The organism is Thermovirga sp. (genome assembly GCF_017656375.1).
Taxonomy (GTDB): Bacteria; Synergistota; Synergistia; order Synergistales; family Thermovirgaceae; genus Thermovirga.
In genome coordinates this window covers 1-19,108 of record NZ_JACDOB010000024.1, presented here as the reverse complement: position 1 = coordinate 19,108, position 19,108 = coordinate 1, and the positions used below count along the sequence as shown (strand labels likewise).

At 44.2% G+C, this 19,108-nt stretch carries 16 protein-coding genes; all 16 read left to right on the top strand.

Features of this window, described 5'->3' with window-relative positions; translation table 11 throughout:
• Positions 1-2,073, top strand: a 2,073-nt coding sequence (locus H0Z23_RS07085) for a flagellin (protein WP_296868598.1), incomplete at its 5' end; no start/stop codon positions are given.
• 24 nt (positions 2,074-2,097) lie between these two features.
• Complete coding sequence (gene flhB, locus H0Z23_RS07080) at positions 2,098-3,249, top strand: flagellar biosynthesis protein FlhB (protein WP_296868597.1); 1,152 nt, start codon at positions 2,098-2,100, stop codon at positions 3,247-3,249.
• Between the two features lie 118 nt (positions 3,250-3,367).
• On the top strand, positions 3,368-4,171 hold the full coding sequence (locus H0Z23_RS07075) for a sigma-70 family RNA polymerase sigma factor (protein ID WP_296868595.1): 804 nt from the start codon (positions 3,368-3,370) through the stop codon (positions 4,169-4,171).
• A gap of 26 nt (positions 4,172-4,197) precedes the next feature.
• Positions 4,198-4,530 (top strand): flagellar hook-basal body complex protein FliE, encoded by a 333-nt coding sequence (fliE, locus tag H0Z23_RS07070; protein WP_296868593.1) that lies wholly within the window; start codon positions 4,198-4,200, stop codon positions 4,528-4,530.
• A gap of 35 nt (positions 4,531-4,565) precedes the next feature.
• Complete coding sequence (fliF, locus tag H0Z23_RS07065) at positions 4,566-6,110, top strand: flagellar basal-body MS-ring/collar protein FliF (RefSeq protein WP_296868591.1); 1,545 nt, start codon at positions 4,566-4,568, stop codon at positions 6,108-6,110.
• Complete coding sequence (gene fliG, locus H0Z23_RS07060) at positions 6,110-7,105, top strand: flagellar motor switch protein FliG (RefSeq protein ID WP_296868589.1); 996 nt, start codon at positions 6,110-6,112, stop codon at positions 7,103-7,105. Before fliF ends, fliG begins: the two co-directional genes overlap by 1 nt.
• On the top strand, positions 7,089-7,943 hold the full coding sequence (locus H0Z23_RS07055; RefSeq protein ID WP_296868600.1) for a FliH/SctL family protein: 855 nt from the start codon (positions 7,089-7,091) through the stop codon (positions 7,941-7,943). The genes fliG and H0Z23_RS07055 overlap by 17 nt, the downstream gene beginning before the upstream one ends.
• Positions 7,933-9,276 (top strand): flagellar protein export ATPase FliI, encoded by a 1,344-nt coding sequence (fliI, locus tag H0Z23_RS07050; RefSeq protein WP_296868587.1) that lies wholly within the window; start codon positions 7,933-7,935, stop codon positions 9,274-9,276. Before H0Z23_RS07055 ends, fliI begins: the two co-directional genes overlap by 11 nt.
• Positions 9,273-9,719, top strand: coding sequence for a hypothetical protein (locus H0Z23_RS07045; protein ID WP_296868585.1), 447 nt, complete (start codon positions 9,273-9,275; stop codon positions 9,717-9,719). Before fliI ends, H0Z23_RS07045 begins: the two co-directional genes overlap by 4 nt.
• 18 nt (positions 9,720-9,737) lie before the next feature.
• A complete protein-coding gene (locus H0Z23_RS07040; protein ID WP_296868583.1) occupies positions 9,738-10,373 on the top strand; it encodes a lytic transglycosylase domain-containing protein in 636 nt (211 codons plus the stop codon).
• A gap of 18 nt (positions 10,374-10,391) precedes the next feature.
• Entirely contained in the window at positions 10,392-11,978 is a 1,587-nt protein-coding gene (locus tag H0Z23_RS07035) for a DUF342 domain-containing protein (RefSeq protein ID WP_296868582.1), read from the top strand.
• A 28-nt stretch (positions 11,979-12,006) separates the two neighbouring features.
• Positions 12,007-14,115: a flagellar biosynthesis protein FlhA gene (gene flhA, locus H0Z23_RS07030; RefSeq protein WP_296868580.1), complete on the top strand. Its 2,109-nt coding sequence runs from the start codon at positions 12,007-12,009 to the stop codon at positions 14,113-14,115.
• 25 nt (positions 14,116-14,140) lie between these two features.
• A complete protein-coding gene (locus H0Z23_RS07025) occupies positions 14,141-14,866 on the top strand; it encodes a flagellar motor protein MotB (protein WP_296868578.1) in 726 nt (241 codons plus the stop codon).
• 59 nt (positions 14,867-14,925) lie between these two features.
• Positions 14,926-15,315, top strand: coding sequence for a hypothetical protein (locus tag H0Z23_RS07020; RefSeq protein WP_296868576.1), 390 nt, complete (start codon positions 14,926-14,928; stop codon positions 15,313-15,315).
• A gap of 38 nt (positions 15,316-15,353) precedes the next feature.
• Positions 15,354-17,375: a chemotaxis protein CheA gene (locus H0Z23_RS07015; RefSeq protein ID WP_296868574.1), complete on the top strand. Its 2,022-nt coding sequence runs from the start codon at positions 15,354-15,356 to the stop codon at positions 17,373-17,375.
• Positions 17,376-17,390: 15 nt separating this feature from the next.
• Positions 17,391-19,108, top strand: a 1,718-nt coding sequence (locus H0Z23_RS07010; protein ID WP_296868572.1) for a hypothetical protein, incomplete at its 3' end; no start/stop codon positions are given.

Here is a 19,108-nt window from a genome sequence, read left to right as displayed (position 1 = left end):
ACCCAGAGGCTTGTGCTGGAAAGCCTATCAGGGGAGCCTCTAAGGGTGAGTTCTGTACCCTGGGGTGATGGTACAGCTAGAGGGCAGATGATGACATCTGAGGTAGTAGGCCCTGCATGGTCAGCTGTTCAGGATGGGACAATCTCTATTATCATGGGAGATGGCAAGCATTATGAAGTAGGCATATCTGCGGGAAATACTTTGAGCGATGTGGCAAAAGCTTTAGCAGATATACCGGGTCTTTGGGCTGGGGAGCGCCCAGATGGCTCCATAGCTGTGGCTTCGGATAATACAGAACCATTTTCTTTCGAGGCTTCTGGAAGCGCGGTTGATCTTTTTGGAGTAGCTAGGAAGTCGCAAACTGTGGAGGATTCTAAAGATATCAACCGAATGGGGCTCAGTTCCTTTTTGGGCTTGGAGGTTAACAGAAAATCCACGTTTTTTGCCCCAGGAAGTGTCATAGGGGATACAACTGCTAACAAGTTGGATATGGTGTTGTCCTCTGGTGAAAACAGCGTCAGGCTTGTCATCCAAGATGACTCTGACCTTACATTAAGTGAGCTAGCCGATAGGATAAAAGCTGTAGCTGGGGATTGGCTTGAAGTTGTTGTTCAAAAGGACAGCCCAGAAAGCAACGTTACTGATACCACTTCGCAGGATTCTGAAGGCGCTTCAGAGAGGCTTGTTATTTACACCAAGGATGGCAGCCCTCTGAATGTCTACGATAAGGAAGGTTCGTGGAGCCAGACTTTGGGGTTGAATACAGCTCGATATACAAGCGACCTCTCTAACGTAGAGTTCCCGACTGCAATTAGCGCAGAGATCCCTGCCAAGATAGGGGTAGAGATAGGTAACAGCACTTATGAGGTTAAATTGTATAGGGACGATGTAATTGCTTCAGATGGAGTGCACATAGATCCCCGTTCTTTTGCCTTGGCTGTTCAAAAACAGGTAGGTTCCGATAAGTTGAATTTTGATTTGATCAATAGTGATAGTGGGGTGGTATTCTATAGCGCTACAGGAGAGCCGCTTAGGATCTATGATTTGCCGTACGCAGATCCCTCTTTGGGAGGCATCACGTCAGGGTTGGCGTCAGAGACAGGACTGCAGACGGGAATAATTGGAGATTGGGTATCGGCTGCAACGGTTACAGGTGTTGAGAGTAGCTTCGTTATAGCCACAGAAGGCAGGGAGCTTTCTGTGCGAGTGGGCCCCTCAGAAACTCTTGCCGATGTTGCAGAAAAATTGAAAGCGCTTGCAGGCTCATGGATTGATGTATCCTTGATGTCCGATGGAACAGGAAATTTAAGATTGGGCCTGTCGGCAAAGGATGGAAGCCCGCTAAGTATTTATGACGTGGAGGGGACACCTTCCAGGCTTTTTAAAGTGGACACAGACGTTAGATTAAATGCAGGTACTTGGGCGGGGAACACTGGTGTGCTAAGCATTTCTGTAGATGGTTATAGTGATGATATAGACTTAAGAGGGGCTAGTACTTTGTCTGAGATTGCAGACTTAGTTAATGCCCGTTTTGGCAATGGCGATGTTGAGGCAAAAGTCGTAGATAACATGGGCACAGAGGAGTTAGTGTTTTATTCTCCAGGAGGTAAGGTTTTAACCGTAACTCCCCCGGCAGGCATAAATGTAGTTTCCGGACCTGTCTCTCCGCGCAGGGGAGAAAGCACAGGGCCTTATAATCAGGGAGTTGTAACGAGGAGCGCGGCAAATCAAAGGGAAGAGGATGTCTTTGCCCTTCTGGATGATCTGGCTAAGGCAGTTGAGCGAGGATCTGTAGATATAATATCTGATTCCTTTTTGCCCAAGTTGGACCAGGCTATAGACGATGCTTTGAGAGCCAGAGCCCTTGGAGGGGCTTTGCAGAGAAGATACGAGGCGGCCAGATCGAGGCTTGAGACCGACAATATCGCTTTCACTGAGCAATACAGCAAGATAATGGATGTGGACATAGCGGAGGCAGCTATGGAGTTTCAAACATCCCAAATGGTTTACCAGGCTACGTTGGCTACCATAGCTAAAGTGGTTCAGCCTACACTGGTAGATTATCTTTCATAGGTAATGAGAGAGAAAAGCAAAGAAATGCAAAAGGAAGGTATCTTTAAGGCAGAATTTCCTGGTGGTCTTAAAGGTGCCCCTTTTTTTGACTTGCAGCTCTTTTCTTCTCAAGAGAAGACGGAAGAAGCCACTCCCAGGAAGAAGCGCAAGGAGCGAGAGGAAGGCCATGTAGCACAAAGTAAGGATCTTACAGCGGCGGTCAACATATTGGCTGGCATATTGGTTATTTTTTCGCTGTCGGGTGTTTTTTGGAATTTTTTTAGGGGTTATCTCACGTGGTGCTTCCAATGGGCTCCACTTGCAGCCTGGGATGAAGGCCAGTGGGTTCAGGCTACTTTTGGAAAGAGTACGGCCTTCTTTCTGAAGGTCTGGCTCCCATTGGCTTTGGTATCTGTTGCTGTATTGATATTGGTATTATCCCGCCAGGTAGGGTTCAAATTTACAGTTAAGCCTCTTGTGCCGTCCTTTGAGAGGTTTAGCCTTGTAAAGGGCCTGAAGCGAATGTTTTCTTTGCGGTCGCTGGTGGAGGCGATAAAGGCTGTGTTGAAGGCGGCCATATTGTTTTGGGTGTTGTATTATGGGCTTCGCAAGGAAATTCCAGTAATAAGGCAAATCTCCTATTCAGATGTATATATTGGCGCCAAAGAGGTATTTCTTATTTTCTTCCGTTTGGCTTTGAAGTTGGGTGGAGCTCTTTTGGTTCTTGGCGTGTTCGATTTGGCCTATCAGAAATGGGAGTTCGCCCGCTCCATAAGAATGACTAAGCAGGAGTTGAAAGAAGAATTCAAGCAGACGGAAGGTAACCCCTTCACTCGCCAGAGGATTAGAAGAAGGCAATCTGAGATAGCCAGGCAAAGGATGATAAGCCAGGTGCCTGAGTCGGATGTCATATTGACTAACCCTACTCATTTGGCAGTGGCCCTTAAGTATGACAGGGATGCAATGAACGCCCCGCAGGTAGTTGCTAAGGGGGCTGGGTACATAGCTTTACGGATAAAGGAGATAGCTCAGGAATCGGGAGTGCCGATAGTCGAAGATAAAGCTCTGGCACGGACTTTGTATAGAGACGTAGAGGTCGGGGAAGAAATTCCTGAAACCTTATATGTGGCAATAGCTGAAGTTTTGGCCCACGTTTATTCGCTGAAGAAAGAAGACAAAAGGGAAAAGCTAGACTAATACCCACTTAAACATCACACACAATATTTGTTGCAATATTTATAATACTATTTATAATATTATTTATAAAAGTATAAATAGTATTATAAAGCATACCTATTCCCGAGGGGGCGGTCTCATGTTAGGCAAGGCCCAAGAGGCGTTGGACGCTTATCGCTCTTTGGATAAGTTGTGGAGAGACTACAAAAGTGCTCCAGCGGAGAGTGAGGAAAAGAGCAAGCTTCGGGAAGTTTTATTTAAGAAATTTCACTACTTGGTATATTTTGTAGTAAAGAGAATGAATCTTACACCTCCAAGAGGGTTGGATTTTGAGGATTTGATAAGTTACGGTAATATTGGTCTTTTAGACGCTATTGAGCGTTATGACCCGTCCTTAGGATTTGCCTTTCAGACATATGCAGTATCTAGGATAAGAGGTACCATTCTGGATGAGATAAGAAAATTTGATTGGGTTTCCCGTTCCGGCAGAGAAAAATTGCAGGCTTTAGAAAGAGCTGCAGAGATGCAGTTTCAGGAAGAGGGTAAAGTCACAAACGAAGGCTTGAGAAAGAGGATGAATGTTACCGAAGAGCAGCTGAACGAGATACTTAAAATTTCCAACAGATGTTTTATTGGATATCTAGATGAAGAGTTGTCGTTGGAGGATTCTGAAGTTGATAAGTCAGAGGTGCTTGCCAGCGACGAAGAAAGTCCTCAAGAGGTAGTTGAAAAAAATGAAGAGATAAGTAAACTTTATGAAGCCTTGGATCAGCTTTCCGAGAGGGAAAAAAAGTTGGTCACTATGTATTATTTCGAATTTCGCACATTCAGGGAGATAGCAAAGGCACTTGGAGTGTCCGAATCTCGAGTATCGCAGCTTCATAAGAAGATTTTGGAGAAACTGGAAAAGACCTTGAGGCCATTGCTGGAAGTGCAGGTATAGAACTTTATCGTTAGGGGGGATAGTCTTTGAGCTCCATTGTGGACTTGAGGGCCCTATCTGCAGCGTATGGTTTATCTAACACGAAAAGTGTGCCGTCGTTAAGCAATAGAAATAACAAAGTCGAAGATAAAGCTGAAGTGCCTTCTTTTGAAAAAGTCCTTGAAAAAGGATTCCAAAAAGTCAGCGATCTGCAGGTTAATGCAGAAAAGGCCATGATGGCTATGGCTACAGGGGATATTAATGATATCTCAGAGGTTGCTGCTGCCGTCTCAGAGGCGGATGTAGCCTTGAGGTTCGCCGTTATGATAAGGGATAAATTGCTAGATGGATATGCCCAGTTGGTTCGAATGTCAGTTTAATAATAAATAGAAGACTACAATAGGCGGGCGCGCGAATGGAATTTATAAAGAATTCTTTTTCAAAACTTAAATCTTTTTGGGGGTCCTTGGGCAAGAGACAGAGGTGGATCATCTCGGGGAGCGCTGTCTTTACCTTTATTTTGCTTTTTGGGATCGTCTTTTTCTCTGGGCGCACTCATTATGTCCCCTTGTTCTCTGACCTGCAGGTGCAGGACACGGCTGCTATTGTAAGCATTTTAAAAGAGAAGGGGATTCCTTTTAAGCTAGACCCTTCAGCATCAGCGGTGCTTGTGCCCGAGGACAAGGTGTATGAGCTCAGGTTAAGCATGGCTTCATTGGGGCTCCCTAGAAATGGCGTTGTTGGATTCGAGCTATTTGACAACACCAAGATGGGTATGACCGACTTTCAACAGCAGGTAGCTTATGTCAGGGCCCTGGAGGGAGAGTTATCGAGAACGATAAGCAAAATAAATGTCGTGCGTTTTGCCAGGGTGAGCCTTGTTCTGCCCAGGCAAAGGCTTTTTTTGAAGGAACAGGAGCAGGCTACGGCGTCCGTGTTGATTGGGTTAAAACCGGGAAGAGAGATAAGTTATGATCAGGTGCAGGCCATCATGAAGCTCGTGGCTTCCAGCGTGGAAGGCCTATCTCCTGAAAACGTGTCTGTCATAGATACTTCTGGAAGATTGTTATCTGGTATAGCTGGTGAGAGTGATTTTCTTTTGCCTTCGGGCGGAAGCATCACCTCTGTCCAGCGGGAGCTCGAGAGGCGACAAGAGCAGGATTTGGAGAAGAAGATACAGAATATGCTTACCGCCATATATGGCCCAGGCAATTCTGTAGTCCGAGTTAGAGTGGAGCTAGATTTTAGCCGGATGAGTAAGACGTCCAAACAGTTTATTCCTCAGAGCAGTGGTAAAGGAGTAGTTCGTAGTACCCAAACAACGGAGGAGAGTTACACAGGAACGGCTGCTCCTACTCAGGGAGTGGGAACCTCTTCTAACATACCGGGCTATGCTGTCAGGTCCACTAACGCAGGGGGAGGCGAATACAGCAAGACAGATCAAATAACCAATTATGAAATTTCCACCTTGCAGGAGAACGAGGAGAGGCCGCCAGGTACAGTAAAGAGAATTACGGCGTCAGTGGTTATAAATGGTTCGGAGCAGGACAATCCAGGGGAAGAGCTTTATAACTCCATAGCTGCGGCTTTAGGATTGAATGAAGCCCGTGGAGATCGCCTTACTGTTGCGTTTATGCCTTTTGCCTCTCCGGAGGAATTTTTTAAGGATATGCAGGGATATGAAGATGAGGCGGGCTTTTTATCTAACAAGCTGTTTTGGTTGCTTGTGGCTGCAGTTTGCGCCATCGTCTTGGGAGTTGGAGTGGGCTTTATCCTCAGGCGGAGGAGAAAAGAGGAAGAGACTGCGGCGCCTCAGGAAGGGGAAGCTGCTGCTGGGGTGGATATCTTGAATCCTCCCAAAAGCGAACTGGAGATACTTGAGGAGCAGATTGCTCTATATGCCGATTCTTACCCTGAAGAAGTGGCTTCCATCATCAAAAAATGGCTGGAGGAGTCTTGATGGAACTTAAAGGTAGAAGAAAAGCTGCTATGCTGCTTATCCTTTTAGGACCCGAGAAGGCGGCTAAAATATATAAGCATTTAGATGAAGCTTCGATAGAGTTTCTTACCCTGGAGATAGCATCGGTAAGAAAGATTACTCCGGAAGAGAGAAGGGCCGTGCTCAAGGAAGTTCAAGAAATGGTTATGGCCAAAGAATTTTTAGGTAAGGGTGGCGTAAGCTATGCAAGGGAACTTTTGGAACAGGCTCTAGGGAAAGAGAGAGCGGAAGAGCTGCTTAAAAGATTGACGTCCAGCTTGCAAAGCAAGCCCTTTGACTTCTTGCGAACCTCTGATCCCATGCAACTTTTTTCATTTCTCCAGGGAGAGCATCCCCAAACTATAGCGCTTATACTTTCTTACTTGCCGTCAGATAAGGCAGCGGCTATCATTTCTGGCCTTCCAGGAGAACTGCAGGCAGATGTTGCTTTTCGTATAGCCAAAATGGACAGCATAGCACCTGATGTCTTGAGGGAAGCCGAAAGGGTTTTAGAGAAAAAATTCAGTGCTGTTGTCGGTGCAGATTTCTCCAAAGCTGGAGGCATAGATTCCATAGTTGAGATTATCAGCAAAGCAGGAAGGAAAACGGAAAAGCAAATATTGGAAATTTTGGATGAGAAAGATCCCGAGATGGCTGAAGAAATACGCAAGAAACTCTTTACCTTTGAGGACATCATCAAAGTTGATGATAGATCGCTGCAGAAAATACTCAGAGATATTGACAACAAAGATCTGGCTATGGCCCTCAAGGGTGTAAGCGACGATTTAAGAGAGAAATTCTACAAGAACATGTCGAGCAGGGCGGTAGAGATGCTCAAAGAAGAGATGGAATATATGGGACCTGTCAGGCTCAGGGATGTTGAGGAGGCGCAGCAGAAGATTGTTGGAGTTATAAGGAAGCTGGAGGAAGCTGGGGAAATAGTGTTGATGGGAAGCGGTGATGATTTTGTCGCGTAATGCGCACAAAGGAAAGGTTGTCAAAAACATAATCCTCAACCATGAGGAAGTCGTGCTTCCAACTGATAATCTTTTTTTGCTGGAAGGTGGCAAACAGATAGATCCATATCTTTTAGTTGCTGCGGAGAAACAGGAGCTTCAGAAAAAGATAGCCGAGCTACTGGAGAGGGAAAAGAAACTTAAAGAAGAGATAAAGAGCCTTAAGAGTCAACTGGAAGAGGAGCGGAAGCTGGTAGAAAAGGAAAGAAAGCTAATAATGGATGAGGCCGCTAAAGAAGCCCAGAAAATGAAGAAAGAGCAAATGGAAGAAGGTTTTCAAAAGGGCTATCAAGAAGGAATAAAAAAGGCCTATAAAGAGATAGAAGAGCGCCTTACGGAAAAATACAAGAAGGAATTTCAAATGATAGGAAAAGCCCTTGAGGAAGCGGCAAAAGCCCTGAAAGAAGGGCTAGAGCGGGAGCTGGAAAAAAGTCTTCCGATAATGGTAGAGCTATGGAAAATTGTTCTTAGTAGACTCCTTAGAAAAGAAATAGAGATGGATGATCAGGTGGCAGTAAGAATTTTCAGAGAGATAATGACTAAGGTCAGTAATGGGAAAAAGATAAGGCTTTTGGTAAACCCCGCAGACAGAGATGCTTTCCTCAAAAAAAGTGAGGAGATGGCCGAAATTAAAAGAGTGGTGGATGAGTTTGAGCTGGTATCGGATGATGCTGTGGAAAAGGGTAGCTGCATAGTTGAGACGAATATGGGAGTATATGACGCCCGATGGAAGGTGCAGTTGGAGGCTATAGAGAGAGAAGTAGATCGTCTCATGGGGGAGGAAGTCCGTGTCTTCTAGATCGGTTGCGTTCTTTGAGGCACTAAAGGGAAGACTGGCAGATACAGAACTCATATCCATCAATGGCAAGGTTTCAAATGTTACTGGCATAATAATTGAGTCTATAGGGCCAGATATCCAAATAGGTGACTTGTGTGAGATACGTTTTAGAAAAAAGGGTAAGGCGCCCCTAAAGTGTGAAGTAGTTGGGTTTAGGGATGACAGAATACTTTTAATGCCATTGGGGGATTTAGAGAAAATAGGTCCAGGCTGTAGCGTCTTTTCTACTGGCAAGCCTATGGGAGTTCCAGTGGGGGAAGGTTTGCTAGGAAGGGTGCTGAACGGTTTAGGAGAGCCTATAGATGAAAAGGGTTCTTTGGATACTAAAGAATTCTATCCGTTGCAGAACGACCCTCCTCATCCTCTAAAAAGAAAACCGGTTAAAGATGTGTTGTCTGTTGGGGTTAGGGCTATAGATGGGGTTCTAACGATAGGGCAGGGGCAAAGAATAGGCATTTTTTCCGGGTCTGGTGTTGGCAAGAGTACCATGTTGGGCATGATGGCCCGCTATACCGAGGCAGATGTGAACGTTATAGTGCTGGTAGGAGAACGAGGGAGAGAGGTTCAGGAGTTTTTGAATAGGGACCTCAAGGAAGAGGGTATGAGGCGCTCAGTCATAGTGGTTGCAACATCGGATCAACCTCCTTTGATAAGGCTGAAGGCAGCATTGACTGGTACGGCTATAGCCGAGTATTTCAGGGATATAGGCAAAAACGTTCTGTTGATGATGGATTCAATTACACGGGTTGCTATGGCCCAGAGAGATGTAGGCCTGGCTGTGGGAGAGCCTCCGGTTACCAGGGGATATACCCCTTCGGTTTTTACCTTTTTGCCCCGTCTTTTGGAACGGGCTGGAAACAGCGATAAAGGCAGCATTACAGGCATATATACCGTACTGGTGGAGGGAGATGACCTTAATGAGCCTGTAGCAGATACTGTGCGAGGTATCCTTGATGGGCATATAGTGCTTTCCAGGAATCTGGCTATGAGGAATCACTATCCTGCAGTTGACATTCTGCAAAGCATAAGCAGATTGATGAAGGATATTACGTCTGTAGAGCAACAAGAAGCAGCCAGATCCTTGAGGGAAAACCTTTCCCTGTATTACGAAGCTGAAGAATTGATAAACTTGGGGGCTTACAAGGAAGGAAGCAACGCCAAATTGGATTTTGCAGTGCAGAACAAAGACAAATTTGATGCTTTTCTCAAACAAGATATTGAAGAGTACTCGTCATTTGAAGAAACCTTGGAGAAACTTCTTGCATTGCCGGTATGGGGAGGTGACTTGCATTGAGGGCCCAATTGAAAAAGGCAGAAAAAGTCAAGAATTTAAGGGAAAGGATAAAGGATTTGGCTTATGCAAAGTTTGTTGAGGTTCAGGATAAGCACCTTTCTGTTGTGGAAACAATAAATTATATTGCGCGAAGGAAACAGAAGCTTGAAGATCTCTTTCGCAAAAAATGTTCAGATGGGAGCCTTTATTTGGAAGAGTTATGGGGAGTGCGAATGGAGTTAAGCTCAATGGAGGAAGAGCTGGAGGAGATGCTGAAATACAAGTGCGAGCTTGAAGAACAGTTAAATGAGTTGAGGCAGGAGCTGTTGAAGAAAAATTTGGACCTTAAGCTGGCTGAAAGAATGGTTGAGAGGAAAAAAGAGGGGTTGAGAAAGGAAATTTTGAGAGATCAGCAGAAGGAGCTAGACGAGAGAGCGATGCTTATGTTTGTACGATCCACATAATATTGGCGACGGTGATTTATGTTGAAGAGTCTTCCAGGGCCTAATTTTTCAGGTGTGCAGAGAGTAAAGAACCGGATAGCTGAGATTCGCCGCCTTGTGGGGGATAAAAATGTCTCTCGAGGGGGCTCTACGTTTGTGGAGGTCCTTGAGGAGAAAGAAAGAGATTACGAAAAGCAAGCCGCAAAAGAAATATTCAAGAACGGAAAATCACTTACAGGGCGGAAAGGTATTGTTAATTTAGCTGATCATGCGGAAGAGAGCAGCTTTGCATTGATAGAGAAGGTCCTTGAAAGAAAATGCCGCGAATACGGTGTTAAGGAATCTTTGGTCAGGGCAGTCATGGAAATGGAGTCAGGAGGCAACCCAAAAGCTGTCTCGAAAGCTGGGGCTATGGGGTTGATGCAGCTAATGCCCTCTACCGCCAAGATGCTGGGAGTCAATAATCCTTTTGATATAGAAGAAAATCTGGATGGAGGCATAAGGTATCTTAAGACGCTTTTGGAAAAGTATGAGGGTAATGAAGAGCTAGCACTTGCTGCGTATCATTCAGGGCCGGCGAGGGTGGATAAGTATGGGGGCGTTCCACCTTATCCTATCGTAAGGCATTATGTTAGGACTGTTTTAGCGCTAATGAATAAAAGAGAAAGGAGCTAGCCTTGGGGGTGAGGGCGGATGACTGCTGGGTCAAAAGCATTTGAGCTAAAAGAAGAAGATGGGCTGTTATGGGTAAAGGTGCTGGATAAAAATGTCTCTCCTGCTTCGCTGATGGAGGGACTTGGTGAGGCTGGTTTGGCAATATCTTTGGACAGGGTTAGGGAGATCCTTGATAAAGCAGATGGAGAATGGCAATCTGTTGGAGCGATAGGTAACAGGGTAAAGGTGCGACTTTCTGAGGATAAGTTAAAGGCTGAGATATATGTAGAGCCTTCAATCAGGAGTTTGGAACAAAAGGAAGCGGAGAAACACATTCGAAAGGCTTTAAAAGACGCAGGGGTTGTATTTGGAATAAAGGAAGATGTCTTAAAGCGGTTTGCGGAAGGGGATAGTGACCTTTTGGCAACGTGGATAGTTATTGCTGAAGGGGAAGCCCCAGAAGAATGTCAAGACGCCAAGATAGAGATGTTTGTAAAGATAGCAGAAAAGAGTTTGCAGGAAATGGAAAATGCGATGGTGGTAGATTTCAAGTCCTTGGGCTTCATCCCAAATGTTAAAAAGGGGGCTCTCATAGCGAAGAAGATACCACCCAAAGAAGGCAAGGATGGTAAAGACGTAACTGGTAATGCAATAAAAGTAAGAAAACCGAAGGATTTTTCCATTAAGGCAGGAGCGAATACGGAGCTCTCTGATGATGGTTTGGAGATAAGGGCCACAGCCAATGGCTTCATCCTTAAAGAGGGCAACAAGTTCACTGTTGAAACAGTTCTGACTGTAAGAGGTGATGTAGACTACAGTACCGGTAATTTAGAGTGTTTTGGCAGCATTGTTGTAACTGGAGGGGTAAAGGAGGATTTTTCTGTAATAGCTGGGGAAGATCTGGAGATAAAGGGTGTAGTAGAGGGAGCCTTCTTAAAATCTGGCGGGAAAATGAAACTTGAATCTAGTGTCAGGGGCATGGAAAGAGGCGTTATTGAGTGTGGAGGGGAGCTTTTTTTGGAATATGCAGACCAGTGCAAAATAACTGCAGGGGGAGATATACATTTTAAGCGAGCTTTGATGCACTGCGAGGTGGAGACAGAGGGTTCCATACGTTTGGCAGAGGGCGGTAAGGGAGTCATAGCTGGAGGGGAGTTGCGTTCGGGAGGCGAAGTAGAGTGCAACGTTCTTGGGAGCAAGGTGGGAACAAAGACTATTGTGCGTGTTGGCGTCTCTCCCCGTCTTCTCAAACAACAGCGGATGCTTAGTGCCAAAAAGGAAGAGTTGGATTCTAAAATAACAACTATTAAGAAAAATATAAGGTATTTAACTAAGTTGGCGGAAGAGAAAAAGATTGACGAGAAACAAAAGTTGTTGGCGATAAAGTTTATACAGCTTTTGGAGGATTTGGAGAAGAAGGAAAAAGAAGCGAATGAACTCCTGAACAAGGTGCATGAATTGATTAAGAAGATCAGAAGTAAGGGAAAAGTGGTAGTGAAAAAGATATGTTATCCTGGAGTTTCTGTCTTTGTAAGAAATGACAAGTTTCAAGTAAGGGAAGAATTAGAAGAGGTCAAATTCTATTTTGATGGGGAAGTAAAGATAGCCTCCCTTGAGGAGGATTAGGTTTAACTTTGTTTGCTTGGGGTAAAATATGGAACAGCAGGTGAAGACAGGACCAATAGAAGGAATATTGAAATACTCTGATATGGGGATCACCTTCATGGTGGTGCTCATTGTCGTTATGATGGTAATACCTTTGCCTACAGCACTTTTGGATCTCTTCTTGGCTTTCAACATTACCTTTGCAGTGATAGTGTTATTAGTTACTTTCTACGTACAGCATGCGTTGGAGATTGCTGCATTCCCATCTATTTTACTTGTCGCCACCCTTTTTAGGTTGGCGCTGAACGTTTCAACCACGAGACTTATTCTGCTCCATGGGTATGCAGGAAAACTTATAGGGGCTTTTGGAAACTTTGTTGTTGGGGGCAACTACCTTGTAGGGGGAATTGTTTTTCTCATATTGGTTTTGATACAGTTTTTGGTTATCACTAAAGGCGCTGAGCGAGTAGCGGAAGTGCAGGCCCGTTTCCAGTTGGATGGAATGCCGGGAAAACAGATGGCCATTGATGCAGATCTTGGTAACGGCTTAATAGACGAGAAGACAGCTCGAGAGCGTAGAAAAATGGTTCAAAGGGAAGCGGATTTTTTTGGAGCCATGGACGGCGCATCGAAGTTTGTGAAAGGTGATGCTATAGCAGGTCTAATCATTACCACCATAAATATTATTGGAGGAATATGTATAGGCATATTTCAACAAGGCCTTACCATAGCGGAAGCCGCTCAAAAATACAGCCTTCTCACGGTAGGAGATGGGCTTGTAGCCCAGATTCCAGCACTGATTCTTTCGACTGCTACAGGTATATTGGTAACCAGAACAGCTGGAGAGAGCCATCTTGGAAAAGATATAACTAAATCTTTGATAAATCACTACAGGCCGCTGTGGATTGGATCTGTGTTGCTTTTGGCTTTGGCAGTGATCCCTGGGTTTCCCAAGATACCTTTTATTGCGTTGGCGACATTTTTGGGTCTTCAAGGGATGTGGATATTTAAGGCGAAGGGCAAGGAGGAGCCGGAGAGACCGGAAATCGCACAAGGCTCTAAGCCCGCTCCAGCTCCTCAAGCTCCTGCTGAGGAGCAGAAGGCGGAGCCAGGCAGTTTTGATAGCGTTATGAAACTTTTAGCTGTGGATCCTCTGGAATTAGAGGTGGGATATGCCCTCATACCTTTAATTGAGCCTTCCAAGGGAGGGGATTTGCTTGAAAGGATACAGACTTTAAGGAGGCAGTTGGCGCTGGAGATGGGAGTGGTTACTCCGCCAGTTAGAATAAAAGATAATTTGCAGCTGAAGCCCACGGCGTATGTGATAAAGGTTAGAGGCGTGCCTAAGAAAACTGCCGAGCTTATGCCAGATTATTACATGGCCATAGATACAGGGCATACAAAAGGTTCTTTGGTTGGCATCCCGACTAAGGAGCCGGCTTTTGGCCTGGATGCCTTATGGATAACCCCAGATCTGAGAGCTAAAGCCGAAGAACTAGGTTATACCGTAGTGGATGCGCCTTCTGTTTTGGCCACCCACCTTTCTGAGGTGGTTCGTTCCAATGCAGCTGATCTTTTGACCCGACAGACAGTGCAGAGCATGATAGATATGGTCAAGGAAACGGCTCCTGCGGTGGTTGAGGAGATGTTGAAATACTTGAGTCTTGGCGATATACAGAAGGTACTGCAGAATCTTATAAGGGAAAAAGTGCCAATAAGAGACCTTGCAGGTATTTTTGAGACTTTGGCAGATTATGGAAGGGTAACCCAGAGTCCGGATTTCCTTTCCGAGAGAGTAAGGGAATCTTTGGGTAGGATTATATACTATCAGAACGCAGACGAAGAAACAGGGGAACTTACAGTTATGACCCTTTCTCCAGAGTGGGAAAAAAGGATAAAGGATTCTATCCAGGGCAACCTGGTAGAGGGTTGGCATATAAAAATGGACTTTCAAGCCGTACAAGACTTTAATAGGGCAGTTGGAGAGGGCACGAAAAAACTCCTTGAAAAGGGATTGCCTCAGGTTATCCTAGTTCACCCTGATGTAAGGTTCTACGTGAGGAAGCTGTTAGAAAGGACTTTCCCAAATATTGTGGTCCTAAGCTATAACGAGATACCAAAGGAGTCAAAAGTCAACACTGTTGGAGTAATAGATTAAAAGTTTAGGTAAGAAGGTATATCCGATGGGAAGAAAGAAAAAAAGAGAAGAAGAATCTTCCGGTGGAAGCTGGCTGACGACATACGGTGACATGGTCACCCTTATTCTTACTTTCTTTATTCTTTTGTATTCTTTTTCAACTATAGATGTTATTAAATTTAAAAAGATGATGTTCTCCTTTAAGGATGCTATAGGTGTTATGAAGGGTGGAAAAACATTCGAGGAGCAGGAAGCTGTCTTCTCGGGCCGGTCAATGGAAAGTAGCGGGGAATCTAAAAAGAGTACGCAGGACATTATGCAAGTGGCTCAAAAAATCCAGGCTGTTCTTAAGGAAGAAGGGCTCGAAAGCGATGTGACGATAACTGTCAATCAGCGAGGAGTGGTGGTGTCTATTGCCGAAGGGTTGCTGTTCAGGCGAGGTGAGTATGAGGTTAGGCCTGTAGGTAAAAAGGTTCTGTTGATACTTGCTAAAATAATAAAGGAACTACCCAACAATATATCCGTTGAGGGTCATGCGGATAGTGTACCTATAAGATCAAGTGGAGTAATTAAAGATAATTGGACTTTATCTGTCTTAAGGGCTGCAAGGATAGTCGCATTTTTTGAGAAAAATGCAGGAATATCATCCAAAAGGCTTCAGGCTGTAGGGTATGGAGACTCAAGACCCATAATGCCCAATGACACAGAACTTCATAGAAGCATGAATAGAAGGGCCGATATAGTATTTTTGTCAGAAAGCTCCCTTTTTTAGAAGTTTTTTTTGCCTTGGCTGATTCTTAAACTTAAGATTGTGGAGAGGGGGGAGATGCAATGTTTCCTACATTGGAGAACTGTCGTATCTGTGGGAAGGCCTTTACCTATATAAGGGGACCTAAAGTTTGTGAGGCTTGCAGGGAAGAATTGGATAGAATTTATTTTGAGGCTAGGAATGTCTTGTTAGATTCCCCCGAAGGTAAACAGCTTGATGCTGTCAGCTTGGCAGAGAAGTTGGGCGTTGAGCCTATCTACATTTATATTTTGGCTGAGGAAGGCTTTTTTGAAAGAGAAGCTCCATGGCTTGGAAAGGGTAGCGGGGAAAGAGCAAAACTGCTGATGGAGTTTAACAAAGAGATAGAGAGACTTAAAGAAAATCCCTCAAAAGATATAGATGGCAGTGGGATGTTTATAGTAGACAGAAAGAAAAGGAAAGAGAGCAACTAATAGGGTTCAAAGATGCTTCTTAGGGAGTGGTGACTTTTATGGATATGAAAGATTACTTAGGGCCTTTTGTAGATGAAACAGAGGAAAACCTTCAGCGATTAAATGAGCACCTTTTAGCTTTTGAACAAGGAGATCACAGTGTTGTAGACGAGATTTTTAGAGTGGCTCACACCCTTAAAGGAATGGCTGCAACTATGGGTTTTGCTAAAATGGCGGAACTTACTCATAAAATGGAGGATGTACTGGACTTGGCAAGGCAGGGGAAATTGGCCTTGCGCCGCAGCGAGGACATTGCATTGCTTTTTGAGTGCCTGGATACGCTGAATCTGATGTTGGATGAAATAAGGTCCGGAAAGGACGATACAGCCATAGACATATCGGATATTGAGGCTCGGCTTAAAAAACTTTGTGAAGGCACAGCAGATTCTTCAGAGGCATCGGCTCCCATTGCTGAAGAACAGAAAAATATTGAGAAAAAAGACGTAAAGGCGCCCTATTTGAAGAAGATAAAGGTGAAATTGAAAGAAGGTTGCATGCTTAAGGGAGCAAGAGCTTTCATGGTCTTGGAGGAACTTTCTTCCTTGGGCAGAGTTGAATCTACGGAACCGGAGATGGAAAAGCTAGTAGAAGGAGAGTTCTCCGGTGACGTGTTTTTTGTATTTTTGGAGACTAGCGTAAATAGCGACAGGCTGATCAGTGCTGTTTTGGATGTGAGCGAGATTGAATCGTGTGATGTAGAGGATATGCTAGAGGAAAGTGGGGAAATAGTAGAAAGTGAAAAAGTAATGGATGGAGGCAACAACGTTGAGAGAAATATAAATGCAGTTGATGAGGCTAATGTGCACAAAAAGATACCTAATAAAACCAATGAACGTGCAACGGAAGCTATAAGGAACATAAAGAAAAAGACAAGCCAAACTGTAAGAGTGGATGTAAACCGTTTAGACAAATTATTAAATCTTGTTGGAGAGTTGGTTATTGGAAGGTCCAGGATAGAGCGCTTGGCAAAAGAAAGCAATTTGAAAGAATTTGAGGAGCCTATCCTGCAATTAGGCAGAATATCAAAGGAAATCCAAGAATTAGTTACAAAGCTAAGGATGCTCCCAATAAGCTTTATCTTCGATCGTTTCCCAAGGTTGGTAAGGGACCTTTCAAAAGAGTTAGGCAAAAAGGTTCATTTGGAAATTGAAGGTAGGGAGACGGAGCTGGACAGGTCAGTTATAGATGAAATAGGAGATCCTTTGGTGCATTTGATAAGAAATAGCTTAGATCATGGCCTTGAGCCCCCAGAGGAAAGAGTAGCCAAGGGCAAGCCGGAAGAGGGCTTATTGAGAATAAGAGCTTATCAGGATGGCAGCAGCGTTGTGGTCTCCGTAGAGGATGATGGGCGAGGCATAAATAAGGAGAAAATACTGAAAAAAGCTGTTGAAAAGGGCCTCATATCTCAGGAACAGATTGACTCGATAAGTGAGAGGGATGCTATTCAGTTTCTTTTTATGCCCGGATTTAGCACCTCTGATAAGGTGACCGATATTTCAGGTCGAGGTGTAGGCCTTGATGCTGTAAAGAACAAAGTGGAATCTATAGGAGGTCGGCTGTCTATAGAATCCGAGGAAAATAAAGGGACGACTATAAAAGTCAAGTTGCCGATAACCTTGGCCATAGTTCTTGCCCTTTTGGTTAAAATAGACGGGCAGATTTATGCAATTCCTCTGGAGAGCGTAGATGAGACTCTATTGGTAGACAAAGAGGACGTAAAGATAGTAAATGGCAGCACTGTAACCATGCTGAGAGGCTCAATGCTCTACCTTGTGGATTCCAGGGAGTTCTATGGCCTGCCTAAGCGAGAAGATACTTCGATTCTCCCTGTTGTAGTTATGAGGGCAGGGTTTAGAAAGATAGGGTTTATCGTAGACGATTTTATCGGCCAGCAGGAGATAGTTATAAAGAGTTTGGGTAACACAGGGATGGTCAAGATAAATTGGTTCTCTGGGGGAACCATTCTGGGAGATGGCAGTGTGGCTTTGATAATAGATCCGGCAACGGTAGAGGAGGCATAAAAGATTTATAGTGATATGGATAAAAGTACTAGGCCTCGTGTAAGAAAGCAGAAGATATTATTTTTTTTGTTAGGAATATGCCTTTTATCTTTTGCCGGTTTTGGTAACCCTCTTAAGGGTTATGCACAAGAACCAATTAAATTGCCTGAAGCGCAGCGAATGTATGGTTTCGCTGCGTTTGTTTCTGCTTATCAGCATGCCATGGAGGGAGAGATAGAAAAAGCCCTCAATAAACTGGAGAGGGCTATAAAATTGGATCCGTATATGGTGGATTATTACCTGCTTAAGGGATATTGCCTCTACACTCTGGGTAAATACGAAGAGGCAGCAAAAAATTTAAGGTTTTATCTGGAAGTAAGGGACAAGGATACTTTTGCAAGGTCTTTTATGGAAGATATAAGGAAAAAGGAGCGATATGTACGAGAAGCTCTTGCTAAGGGCGTTCAAACAAATGAAATAATTCTAAGCGATATTTTTAATATATGGACAAAATTAGGGATTTCGCCCATTAGAAAGTTTTTCCCCTATATGCCGACAAAGCCTGCTAGTTTAGGAGATGAGCTTGTATTTGCCGATGAGATTAAGGGAAAGCTGTACATCTACAGAAAAGACCTTGAGACGCTAAAATGGAAAAAACTTTATTCAGGCTCTGTGGGTGAAGGGATAGTGCGAGTCCTGCCAATAGGAGACATGGAGTATGTGCTGTGTTTTCGGGATGGCAGAATAAAAAAGGTGAAATTGGATAAGAAAAAGGTTAAGGATGTATATGTGAAAGACCTTCCCGCAGGAGCCCTGTCAGATGCAGTATATGTTGGAGAGAACGTCATGGCTGTTTCAGATTTTGTACTAGGCAAGATTTATTTCCTTGATGTCTCTTCGGGAGAAGAGCTCTTTTCTTGGAAACCAGAGGGTGGGTTGGGCTTTGAGCCTGTATCTTTGGATTCTTATGGCCCACTGCTAGCTATTGCAGATAGGCGTTCTGGTTGCATTTATTTGTTTAATGCTAAAGAAAAAAAGAAAGTTAAAAGATTTAGTATTTCATGTAAGCCGAGGTCCGTTGCGTTCTTAAGTTCTTCCGAGATAGCGGTGTTAGCAGAAAGTGGTGCTTTATACTCTGTGCCTGTTGGGGATGGAAGACAAGTTAGAAAGATAGCAGATAAAGCATTTCCTGAGGCGTGGTTTCTTTTCCGTTTAGATGGGAAAGTTTTTATAACTGATACCAGGCTTTTTAGGGGAGCGTGGTTGAAGCCCGTTGTTAGTGAAGGCTATCTGGTTTTGAAGAATCCGTCAAGAAATCAGGATTATTGGGAATTTGACGCGAAGATGCTGAGTCCTTTTTGTGAGTGCAATAGAGATGAAGTAATCTTGGAAGGTGTAATAGAGGGGAGCTTTGCAGAAATAAGCATTGTTAAAAAAGAGAGTAAAGGTAAGCCCATGCTTTTTAGAGGGGGGAGGATGCGTCTTGATGACAAAAATCTCGAACTTCTTGGGGAAAAAGGGGAAGATTTAGTAATAGAAAGTAAGGCGTTGCCTAGTGATTTGCCTGGCTTGATTCGACTAGGTTGTTTTGCGCTGGCTAACGGCATCCGGTTTTTCATTTTGATGGAGGACGAACTGCCAGGGGTGTATCAAGTAAGACTGGCAGAGCTTACGGGAGGAAGGTTGCTATTTTCAAAAAAAGAAGTAGATGGCATAGTTTATTGCCGTTCAGACCTCACTTTGAAGGTTAGCCC